The organism is Pseudomonas sp. AP42 (assembly GCF_001728935.1).
Classification (GTDB): Bacteria; Pseudomonadota; Gammaproteobacteria; order Pseudomonadales; family Pseudomonadaceae; genus Aquipseudomonas; species Aquipseudomonas lactis.
On sequence record NZ_LYSO01000043.1, the window covers coordinates 1 to 11452 of the forward strand.

At 57.8% G+C, this 11452-nt stretch carries 6 protein-coding genes; 4 read left to right on the top strand and 2 right to left on the bottom strand.

Annotated elements, in window-relative coordinates; all coding sequences use genetic code 11:
* The first annotated feature begins 140 nt into the window (after window positions 1-140).
* Window positions 141-533: a MerR family DNA-binding transcriptional regulator gene (locus A7K61_RS16750; protein ID WP_032896584.1), complete on the top strand. Its 393-nt coding sequence runs from the start codon at window positions 141-143 to the stop codon at window positions 531-533.
* Between the two features lie 16 nt (window positions 534-549).
* Window positions 550-1449 (top strand): hydroxymethylglutaryl-CoA lyase, encoded by a 900-nt coding sequence (locus tag A7K61_RS16755; RefSeq protein ID WP_044274655.1) that lies wholly within the window; start codon window positions 550-552, stop codon window positions 1447-1449.
* Between the two features lie 548 nt (window positions 1450-1997).
* On the opposite strand, the gene A7K61_RS16760 is transcribed toward A7K61_RS16755, so the two are convergent.
* The gene (locus A7K61_RS16760) at window positions 1998-6704 is read right to left on the bottom strand and encodes an NEL-type E3 ubiquitin ligase domain-containing protein (protein ID WP_240661750.1); all 4707 of its coding nucleotides are present in this window, start codon (window positions 6702-6704) and stop codon (window positions 1998-2000) included.
* Between the two features lie 98 nt (window positions 6705-6802).
* Window positions 6803-8440: an AMP-binding protein gene (locus A7K61_RS16765; RefSeq protein WP_069557960.1), complete on the bottom strand. Its 1638-nt coding sequence runs from the start codon at window positions 8438-8440 to the stop codon at window positions 6803-6805.
* 150 nt (window positions 8441-8590) lie between these two features.
* On the opposite strand from A7K61_RS16765, the gene A7K61_RS16770 reads away from it, so the two are divergent.
* Together A7K61_RS16770 and A7K61_RS16775 are read left to right on the top strand one after the other, a co-directional pair.
* Complete coding sequence (locus A7K61_RS16770; protein WP_032896578.1) at window positions 8591-9754, top strand: isovaleryl-CoA dehydrogenase; 1164 nt, start codon at window positions 8591-8593, stop codon at window positions 9752-9754.
* 11 nt (window positions 9755-9765) lie between these two features.
* A complete protein-coding gene (locus A7K61_RS16775; protein ID WP_069557961.1) occupies window positions 9766-11373 on the top strand; it encodes a carboxyl transferase domain-containing protein in 1608 nt (535 codons plus the stop codon).
* Window positions 11374-11452: the final 79 nt, after the last annotated feature.

Here is an 11452-nt window from a genome sequence, read left to right on the forward strand (position 1 = left end):
GGTTACCGTCTGCTGCTACAGCCCAGAAGTTGTGTAGATACCTATGTCTGTGGGCTTGCTTCCGATGGGCTGCGCAGCGGCCCTTGACGTTTACGTCAACCTGTAATTAGCTTAGCGCCAAGACTTTCTTGAGCACTGCCATGAGCACCACCTACAGCATCTCCGACCTCGCCCGCGAGCTCGACATCACCACCCGCGCCATTCGTTTCTATGAAGAACAAGGCTTGCTGGCCCCGGAGCGTCGGGGCCAGGAGCGCATTTACTCGGGGCGCGACAAGGTCAGCCTCAAGCTGATCCTGCGTGGCAAGCGCATCGGCTTCTCCCTGGCCGAATGCCGCGAGTTGATCGAACTCTACGACCCCACCGGCGGCAATCAGATCCAACTTAACAGCATGCTGGCCAAGATTGCCGAACGCCGTGAGCAGTTGGAACAGCAACTGCTGGATATCGAACAGATGAAGCTGGAACTGGACACCGCTGAAGAGCGTTGCACCCAGGCCCTGGCGCAGACCATCAGCCAAGCCGGCCATTGACCAGAAGGTAACTGCCATGTCTCTCCCCTCCCACGTACGCCTGGTTGAAGTCGGCCCGCGCGACGGTTTGCAGAACGAAGCCCAGCCCATTAGCGTGGCGGATAAGGTCCAACTGGTAGACGCCTTGAGCGCCGCCGGTTTGAGCTACATCGAAGTCGGCAGTTTTGTCTCACCCAAGTGGGTGCCGCAAATGGCCGGCTCCGCCGAAGTCTTTGCACAGATCCAGCGCAAGCCTGGTGTGACCTATGGTGCCCTGGCACCGAACCTGCGCGGCTTCGAGGATGCGCTGGCGGCCGGGGTCAAGGAAGTCGCGGTGTTTGCGGCGGCCTCCGAGGCGTTTTCCCAGCGCAATATCAATTGCTCGATCAGCGAAAGCCTGGAGCGCTTCGCGCCGATCATGGCCTCGGCCAAGCAGCACGGCGTGAGCGTACGCGGTTACGTGTCCTGTGTGCTGGGTTGCCCCTATGAAGGCGAGATCGCCCCGGAGCAAGTGGCGGCGGTCGCCCGCGAGTTGTATGCCATGGGCTGCTATGAAGTGTCCCTGGGCGACACCATCGGCACTGGCACCGCGGGCGCTACCCGACGCCTGTTCGAAGTGGTCGGCGCGCACGTGCCACGGGACAAGCTGGCCGGGCATTTCCACGACACCTACGGCCAGGCCATCGCCAACATCTATGCCAGCCTGCTGGAAGGCATCACGGTGTTCGACAGCTCTATCGCCGGCCTGGGCGGCTGCCCTTACGCCAAAGGCGCCAGCGGTAACGTCGCCACTGAGGACGTACTGTACCTGCTCAACGGCCTGGGTATCGACACGGGTATCGACCTGGAACGCCTGATTGGCGCCGGCCAACAGATCAGCCAGGTGCTGGGACGGCCAACCGGGTCCCGCGTGGCGAAGGTGCGTAACGCCGGGTGAGTAGCATAGCTGTGACAATGTGTTACCGCCCCCCGGCATAACGGGTAACGCGGGAACAAAATCGGCCGCACCGACTGAACGAAAACGCCGACCAAAAAACTAACTCATTGATTTAAAAGGCTTTTAAAAAGTTGGCACGCCTTCTGCTATCTCTATGGCATAACAAGAATAAAAAGCGCCAAACCTAATAAAAATAAGACGAAACGACTCTGACATAACAAAAACAACACGGCAGAGACGCAGCTAACAGATTTTTTTGGAGAAGATGTGCTTCCCAGGGTACGGCATGCCGCAACCCGCAACCGGATAGAGAAAAATAAAACTACCTCAGGTAGCTACCCACTGGTTGGATCGTTTACGAAGAAGCAGGTCAGCGTTCAAAAAAATACGTTTGCTCTTGACCCCGGATGGGGGTCGCCAAAAAAAGCGGTACGGGCCACGGCTACCAAAAACAACAACAGGCCGCCCCTCAATAATAAAAAAAGAGCACGCAACGACAAATTAAAGGGGACCTTCGGGTCCCCTTTGTGCTGCTCGCACTTTTTGACTTACGCGGATGCCACCTTCTTCGCTGAGAAATTGTTAAGCACTGTGACCGTCAGGGCCAGCATCGCCGCTGTCTCCTTGGCTTGTCGCTGCGCCCCCAGTTGTCTCATTTGCTGGTTATAAAAAGCATCGGTCATGGAACCGTCGGTCAGAATCTCATCCCGGTTCTTACCCAGCAGGTTAGCAACGCTGTCAATCGCTTCGTCGTAGTCCCGCTGCCACACCCGCTTTGCCTCTTGATCTACAGGGCGACCCTGGCTTTTTTGCAGTTCAGTCACCTCTTCCAATGCCTCTCGCGTTTCAGTTATCAACTCAAAATCGGTGGCCGTCAGGGCGTTGAGTTCCTGTGTATATTGGGCGCGAAGCTGCTTCCTCCAAAACGCCATGTCTACAAAAAAACGACTCTTTTCACTCATATTTTTTTCGTCCTCAAGCACTTTTAGATAAGCAGCATCAAGTGTCTCTGAGCTCACACCCGCGGTTTGGCGATAGAGCATTTCGAAGGTTTTGATCGGCAAATTCAGCCGCTGTGCCAAGCCGGTGCGATACGCAAGAACAACTTCGGTCTCCTCCGCAAAGTCGGGCCCTCGCGCCTCGACATCACGCTGAGCGATGATATCCACCAACCTCAGGCGAAAAAGCCGCTCGCCAGTGCTGATAAAGGTCGCTTCTACCTCATGCTCCCCCACCCTCTCACGCGACTGTTCTACTAACAGCTCAGTTTCCAGCTTCATGAACTCAAGTACGCTTCCGTCACCACAGGTAGCGCGGCCATCAGCGGACTTAAACAATACGTCACGGGTCTTTTGATTCTCATAGACCGCTTTAATCATGTCCCAGACGCGCTCGGCCAACTGCGGTCGAGTGGCGCCGGATACGTACTCTGCGCAACGTGTCGTGTCCGCCACCACGGCGAAAAACGCCTCAGCCTGAGGACTGGAGCTGAGCTGGTCCCACATATCGCCGCGACTGGTTTGCATGTCTGCGGGAGAATCGTGCAGCCATAACCTGCGCCCCTCGACGAGGGTGACGTGGTCATCGGGAAAGCGCTCTTGCGATATAGGATTATCATGCACACTGATTCGACTTGGATGATCGAGGGCGTACTGAGGCAATTCAGTCATCGCGTTTGTATGCAGATCGATCCAGGCCAAGTTATTCAGATGTTCGACGCCTCTGGGGAACGTTGTCGTTCCGGTATTCGCCAGATTGAGCCGGTTCAAATCATGCATGTTGCTCAGGTCGGCGGCCCATCCCAAATGACGGTTGTGGGAGAGATTCAGTGTGGTCAAACTCCGCATGCCCTGGAGGCGTGCCTGGCTTTGCCCCGTCAGCCGTATGTCATTGTCGCTCAAATTGAGCGTGGTCAGACCCGCGCCACCCTTGGCGAACTCCGGCAAACGCGTGAAGTTGCTGTAGCTGATATCCAACCAGCGCAAACCGCCAAACCCATTCAAAAAGGGCAAGGATGCATCCGAAAGATACATTCTCGATAAATCAAGACAGTCCACATGATCCATGTTCGCCGTAATCGGAGGTAACTCACCAATTTGCTCATCGGCCAAGCGCAGGATGTATTTCATCCCCTCCTGCTCGGAAGCCTGGGCTTGTTGCGATGACCTACGCTGCCATGCGTCTTTGAGTGTATTGGCGACCCGACCTCGGGCCCTGCGTTGTTGCTGCTCTCCTGCGTCGCGCCAAGCGTCCAGGTCGGTCTTGAGTTGCGTAAACTCGCGATTGAGTGCTTCCATTTTTGCCAGGAACGCAATATCGCTGACGCCTTGCAACCCCAACATTTGCTCCACCTCCTCAATGGACTGTGACGGATAAAGATCTATCGCTGCCCTTTCACACGCATAAGGCCGACGCCCCGCGCCAACTACCGGACTCAACGGGTAACCCATGCGCCCATCGGCAAGACGCATTGGCGGTTTGTAGCGTGGTTTGACAGGCTGCATCCCTAACAGCCTGCGCAGTTCATCGCGCGGCATCAGCGACATGTGCTCCAGCGCCTGTTTCAGGCTCGCGCCACGATCATGAGCGGTCAATTTCATCGCCCTCCAATCTTCGGGCGAAACCGCCGACTGGACAGCCCCATAGATATCCGCCTGCGAACTCAATATCGCAAACTTATCGTCTTGGACTTCATAAAGATTTTGGGAGCCAAACTTGATAAAGCGACGCTTGACGGCCGCATGCGCAGGTCCCAATGAATCCAGCAGACGCTCCCCTACGGGCAGCCGCTCGACGATATCGATGCGCAGGTCGCTGGGCCAACCAGGCAGCTTACTCAGGCTGTGCAGCACCATGCGTTGTGTATCGTCATTACCCAGGGTCTTGCGGTACAGCCCTTCGTAAGCCCGCGCCAAACGCACTTGCTGTTGATAATGGCGAGCCTCTTCCGCCAGGCGCAACGGCACGCGATTGTGTTCGGTGAGACTCCTCATTTCTGCAGAGTTGGCAGCGTTCAACAGTTCTTCAATAACGGATTGGGGAAGCGAGGGAAACACACGCTTGATCAACCTTGCGGCCTCGCTGCCTGCGCTCTCGGCAGCGGCATAGCGTTGAGCGAAAAGCTCAGACAGGTGCGCCGCCCTCTGTGAGGCGCTGACCGTGTTGGGTTCCTGCGCCACTGCACTGTCCATTTCCAATCGCTTCAAGGTATCGGCCAGGAGGCCAGGCAGTGGTGACTGATCTGCATGCATTTTGCGCAGAGCGTCCATATTGGTTTCAGACATTTGCACAATGCGTTCAAGCTTGAGGGGTTCATTTGCAAAACGCTCTGCTGTCGGGCCAAGCCGCTGCATCAACTGCGAATCGGTCAGTGTCAGCGGGCTTTCATGCTCATGGGCCCAAGCGCCAGCGCTCGTACGGCTTACCTTTGGGGTGTAAGCTGCCGCGTTGTCCGGGTGCAGGATTTTATAGTCATTGCTGGTCCCTACCCTCTCCACCCGGTAATACGTATGGTTTTCCCGCAGGTATAAGCCGTCTTCATGTTCATATAAGCCATGCTCATTGGCTGAGAGCCCATCGGGCAGTGTGACCTGTCGCTGGTAGGGTTTGAGGTCAGGAGAATACAGCCGGATATTGCCGTCAGGGCAACGCACGTGGGCCAGGCTCTCGACAAATGCTGTCTTGACAAGCGGTAACAACTTGGCGCCCACATACGTTGTTGCCGCATTGAAGACGATGGCTGAAACGTGGGCCCATGCGGCTTTTTTATCCCCCTCTTCCCACGCCTCTATACCTGAGCCGACCTCATGCAGCATTTGCACCGCGCCAACCAGCAACATGACGGGCGCCAGTTCTGGAAAGACAAGGACTGCCACGTTCAAAACATTCAGAGCCGTGCTGCCTAACTTAAGCAGCCACGCGTTACGCGCACGCACCTCTGCCGCATCGGTGGAAACGGCGATCGCCTGGGCGTTATTGAGCATGAGATCGACGTTTTGCCGAGCATAGTCTTGCCACAACAACGAAAGACGCAGCCCGTAACCCATGGTGAATGTTCTTATGTCTTTCTTGTTGGCATCAAAATTTTTAAGTTCAGAAAATTGGTCAGTGGGATCAAGGTGCCGCTTCAGTTTGGTAAAAAATTGTGACCGGCTCGCGTGCGGAACGAACTGACTGAAAAAGAGCCGGTAATCCGCTTGGCATAATCGCTCCACCAAATCGACTTTGAAGTCATTTAAGCCTTCGTACTCCTTTAGCATGCAAACAGGATCTCCCGGAATGAATACTAAACAGGGTTCGCGCTTGTACACAAATACACCGTGCACGGGGTAAATATTCAAATGACCGATAACAATAATTTTCGCCAACGGCTGCCCCAACACGTTCAAACATGAACAACTGACTGTTTTTCCCAGCCACGTCAGTTCCTTCTGATGCCACACCAACTGTTGTATCAGTTGGTAGGCCTCTTTCTTGATGTGCCGGCGCTCAAGCGCCACTTCGGCGGCGAACGTCAACTGCTGCATGGTCGCGCCAATCATCAGGTGACGAAGGGCTCTTGCCGAGGTACCCGCAGCTAAGTTGGGTGTATCGACGGGGCTGACAAACGACTCAACATGCCTCAAGTATTGCGCGCCTAAATCCAACGTTCTGCACAGACTTGCAAACAAGGAGGGTTTTATCGGAGTTTTACGAGCGAGGACCTCGGCCTCATTAAATGCAAGAGACCGCTCGTGAAAATCATACCGTGTGATGATACTGGCATCCTTGTCAGCCACTTCAAGCGTCTCTTCGGTCGCGAAGTTATTTAACGCGGCCTCGATTAAACTGACGCCTTCATAGCGGCAATATCCAGTGGCCTCCAGACCAAAAACTTTTGAGCGATCAGCAGGCACAAATACCTTGCGCGCAAAAAACAGCCGCCTGACATCATAATCCTCACCAAACTCCTCTTTCATTGCCGCCACTAGAAGAGGCTCGCAGAACGTCACAGCACCTTGCATTTTACTGAACTTTGCATCCAGCTTGTTCAGTGCTCTAAAACTACGCGTATAGGCCGTCGTCACGACCAACTTTCTCTGCGGCGATAAATTTGTATACCACTGCGGCACGACTAACTGTGTTTCAGCGAATGCCTTTTTGTGCTTGGCAGTAGCGCCGTCATACCAAGATGGCACCCGATCCAGTATGACATTCGCGTGCACACTCTGCGCCGCCCCCGACTGACTGCTATCGCGTTGATCAAGATCGCTCATTTACCGAATTCCATTTGACAGAACAAACAATCAATATCCGATCATTGCTCCATCAAAGAGGGGTATCCACATACCCCACACCGCGATTAAACCCTCCCTCAGCCACGAGTAGACGCCAATTCCTCTATGCTGATCTCCCGCATGCGAAATTTCTGGATCTTGCCCGTTACCGTCATCGGAAACTCATCCACGAATTTGAAATGCCTGGGCGTCTTGAAATGGGCGATACGGTCCTTGCACCAGCTCAATAGCTCCAGCTCGTTGGCCACCTGCCCGGGATGGAACTTGATCCAGGCAACAATCTCTTCGCCGTAACGCTCATCTGGAACACCGATGATCTGCACGTCCGCTACGGCCGGATGAGTAAAGAAAAATTCTTCCAGCTCCCGGGGGTAAACGTTCTCCCCCCCGCGAATAATCATGTCTTTGTTACGCCCGGCGATGCACACGTAACCCTGATCATCCATGGTCGCCAGATCGCCAGTGCGCATCCAGCCGGCGTCGTCGATGGCTTCACGGGTGCCCTCAGGGTTGTTCCAGTAACCGAGCATCACACTGTAACCCCGGGTGCACAGCTCACCGATCATGCCGCGCGCCACGGTGTTACCAGCCTCGTCGACAATCTTGGTTTCCAGTTGCGGTTGGGTGCGGCCCACGGTGGTGACACGCCGTTCGATATCGTCATCCGCGCCGGTCTGCAGCGACACCGGGCTGGTTTCGGTCATGCCGTAGGCGATCTGCACTTCACTCATGTGCAGCTCATGAATGACCCGACGCATCACCTCGATCGGACATGTCGCCCCAGCCATGATGCCGGTGCGCAGACTGGACAGGTCGAACTCGGCCCGGCGCGGGTGATCGAGCAGCGCGATGAACATGGTCGGCACGCCGTATAAGCCGGTGGCTTTTTCTTCGGCGACGGCGCTCAGCGTCAGCAGCGGGTCGAAACCGTCATTGGGGTAGATCATGGTAGTGCCGTGGGTGATGCAACCGAGGTTGCCCATGACCATGCCGAAGCAGTGATACAGCGGCACCGGGATCACCAGGCGATCCCCTGCCGTCAGGCCCAGGCTTTCACCGACCATGTAACCGTTATTGAGGATGTTGTGGTGACTGAGGGTGGCGCCCTTGGGGAAGCCGGTGGTGCCGGAGGTGTACTGGATATTCACAGGTTGATCGAAATGCAGGCTGGCCTGGCGGCTGTGCAATTGCTCGGGCGGCACGCCTGCGCCAAGGGCCGCCAACTGCGACCAGGGCATGAATTCCGGCGGCGGGCTGGGGTCGAGGCTGATGAGGCCGCGCAGCTGGGGCTTCAGCGCCTGGAGCATGGCGTGGTAATCAGAGGTCTTGAACGAACCGGCGCATACCAGCCATTGGCAGCCCGACTGCTTGAGCACGTAGTCCAACTCGCTGCTGCGATAGGCCGGGTTGATATTGACCAGGATCACCCCGAGCTTGGCGCTCGCCACCTGGCAGATCAGCCACTCGGCACAGTTAGGCGCCCAGATACCCAGGCGGTCACCGGTTTGCATACCCAGGGCGAGGAATGCGCGGGCGTGCAGCTCAACCGTCTCGGCCAGTTGCCGCCAGGTGTAGCGCCGCTGCTGGTGGCGCACCACCAAGGCTTCGCCCTGTGGATGCTGCGCGACGGTGTGATCGAATGCCTGGCCAATGGTCATGGCCAGCAAAGTCTTGTCCTGGGAGCCACGGCTGTAGCTCGGGTGCGGTTGATCCATAACGACCCCTGTTATCTTTTTTGTAGGTTGACGTATACGTAAACTACGATTGACAGCGTCGTAACGCAAGCTTACGTTAACGTAAAGGTGAGCGCCCTCCTCCCGCGCCCCGCCCACACAACAACAAAGCTCACATTAAGGTGCCTGTCCATGAGTTACCCGTCCCTGAACTTCGCCCTCGGCGAGACCATCGACATGCTGCGCGACCAGGTGCAGTCCTTCGTGGCCAAGGAGATCGCACCGCGCGCGGCCCAGATCGACATCGACAACCTGTTCCCCGCTGACCTGTGGCGCAAGTTCGGCGACATGGGCCTGCTGGGCATCACCGTGCCCGAGGAGTACGGCGGTGCCGGCCTGGGTTACCTGGCCCATGTGGTGAGCATGGAAGAAATCAGCCGTGGCTCGGCTTCGGTGGCGTTGTCCTACGGCGCGCACTCCAACCTGTGCGTCAACCAGATCAACCGCAACGGCAACCACGCACAAAAACTCAAGTACCTGCCCAAGCTGATCAGCGGCGAGCACATCGGCGCCCTGGCCATGAGCGAGCCGAATGCCGGTTCTGACGTGGTGTCGATGAAACTGCGCGCCGACAAGCGCGGCGACCACTACGTACTCAATGGCAGCAAGACCTGGATCACCAACGGCCCGGACGCCAATACCTACGTGATCTACGCCAAGACCGACCTGGAAAAAGGCCCCCACGGCATCACCGCCTTCATTGTCGAGCGCGACTGGAAAGGCTTCAGCCGCAGCAACAAATTCGACAAGTTGGGCATGCGCGGCTCCAACACCTGCGAGCTGTTTTTCGACGATGTCGAGGTACCCGAAGAAAACATCCTCGGCGTGCTCAATGGCGGCGTGAAAGTGTTGATGAGCGGCCTGGATTACGAACGCGTGGTGCTCTCCGGTGGGCCTACCGGGATCATGCAGGCATGCATGGACTTGATCGTGCCCTACATCCACGACCGCAAGCAGTTCGGCCAGAGCATCGGCGAGTTCCAGCTGATCCAGGGCAAGGTCGCCGATATGTACACCCAACTCAACGCCAGCCGTGCCTACCTCTACGCGGTGGCCCAGGCATGCGAGCGCGGCGAGACCACACGCAAGGACGCCGCGGGCGTGATTCTTTACAGCGCCGAGCGCGCCACGCAAATGGCCCTGGATGCGATCCAGATTCTGGGCGGCAATGGCTATATCAATGAATTCCCCGCCGGGCGCCTGCTGCGTGACGCCAAGCTCTACGAAATTGGTGCGGGCACCAGTGAGATTCGGCGGATGTTGATCGGTCGCGAACTGTTCAACGAAACCCGCTGAAGGAGTGCACGATGGCCACCCTGCACACCCAGCTCAACCCGCGCTCGGCGGAATTCGCCGCTAACCGAGCGGCGATGCTTGAACAGGTCGACGCCCTGCACAGCCTGCTCGCCCACGTCCACCAAGGTGGCGGCGCCAAGGCCCAGGAGCGCCACACCTCTCGCGGCAAGCTGTTGCCCCGCGAGCGCATCAACCGTCTGCTCGACCCGGGCTCGCCGTTTCTGGAGCTGAGCCAACTGGCCGCTCACCAAGTGTATGGCGAAGACGTCCCGGCGGCCGGAGTGATTGCCGGCATCGGCCGGGTGGAAGGCGTCGAATGCATGATCGTGGCCAACGATGCCACGGTCAAAGGCGGCTCCTATTACCCGCTGACCGTTAAAAAACACCTGCGCGCCCAGACCATCGCCGAGCAGAACCGCCTGCCGTGTATCTACCTGGTGGACTCCGGTGGTGCCAACCTGCCGCGCCAGGACGAGGTATTCCCCGACCGCGAGCACTTCGGGCGGATCTTCTTCAACCAGGCCAACATGAGCGCCCAGGGTATTCCACAAATCGCCGTGGTGATGGGCTCGTGCACCGCCGGCGGCGCCTACGTGCCGGCCATGGCCGACGAAGCGATCATGGTGCGCCAGCAAGCCACCATCTTCCTCGCCGGCCCGCCACTGGTGAAGGCCGCCACCGGTGAAGTGGTGAGCGCCGAAGACCTGGGCGGTGCCGATGTGCATTGCAAGGTCTCCGGCGTGGCCGACCACTATGCCGACAGCGATGAACACGCCCTGGCCCTGGCGCGGCGCAGCGTGGCCAACCTCAATTGGCGCAAGCAAGGTGAGCTGCTGCGACGCCCACCGGTGGCGCCGTTGTACAGCAGCGACGAGCTGTACGGCCTGATCCCGGCGGATGCCAAGCAACCCTTTGATGTGCGCGAAGTCATCGCACGGCTGGTGGACGGCTCGGTGTTCGATGAATTCAAGGCCTTGTTCGGTACCACCTTGGTGTGTGGCTTTGCGCATTTGCATGGCTACCCGATTGCGATCCTGGCCAACAACGGCATCCTGTTCGCCGAAGCCGCGCAAAAAGGCGCGCACTTTATCGAACTGGCCTGCCAACGCGGAATTCCCCTGCTGTTCCTGCAAAATATCACTGGTTTCATGGTCGGCCAGAAGTACGAGGCCGGCGGCATTGCCAAGCATGGCGCCAAGCTGGTCACCGCCGTGGCGTGCGCCAAGGTGCCGAAATTCACCGTGATCATCGGTGGCAGCTTTGGTGCGGGTAACTATGGGATGTGTGGCCGCGCCTACGACCCGCGCTTTTTGTGGATGTGGCCCAACGCACGCATTGGCGTGATGGGGGCCGAACAGGCCGCCGGGGTGCTGGTGCAGGTCAAGCGCGAACAGGCTGAGCGCGCCGGCAACGGCTTCAGTGCCGAGGAGGAAGCCGCGATCAAGCAGCCGATCCTCGACCAGTATGAAACCCAGGGCCACCCCTACTACTCCAGCGCGCGCTTGTGGGATGACGGCGTGATCGACCCGCTGCAGACCCGCGACGTGCTGGCCCTGGCCTTGTCCGCCGCACTGAACGCCCCCATCGAGCCGAGCCGCTTTGGCGTGTTCCGCATGTAACCTGTAGGAGCGAGCTTGCTCGCGAAGAACCTCAGGGCAACGCGGTCATTCTCAAGCCCCGCGTTATCGTTGACGATCT

Bases quoted from the DNA above. Each gene is read 5' to 3' on its own strand.
- A7K61_RS16750 (WP_032896584.1), top strand. From the start codon at position 141: ATGAGCACCACCTACAGCATCTCCGACCTCGCCCGCGAGCTCGACATC.
- A7K61_RS16755 (WP_044274655.1), top strand. From the start codon at position 550: ATGTCTCTCCCCTCCCACGTACGCCTGGTTGAAGTCGGCCCGCGCGAC.
- A7K61_RS16760 (WP_240661750.1), bottom strand. From the start codon at position 6,704: ATGAGCGATCTTGATCAACGCGATAGCAGTCAGTCGGGGGCGGCGCAG.
- A7K61_RS16765 (WP_069557960.1), bottom strand. From the start codon at position 8,440: ATGGATCAACCGCACCCGAGCTACAGCCGTGGCTCCCAGGACAAGACT.
- A7K61_RS16770 (WP_032896578.1), top strand. From the start codon at position 8,591: ATGAGTTACCCGTCCCTGAACTTCGCCCTCGGCGAGACCATCGACATG.
- A7K61_RS16775 (WP_069557961.1), top strand. From the start codon at position 9,766: ATGGCCACCCTGCACACCCAGCTCAACCCGCGCTCGGCGGAATTCGCC.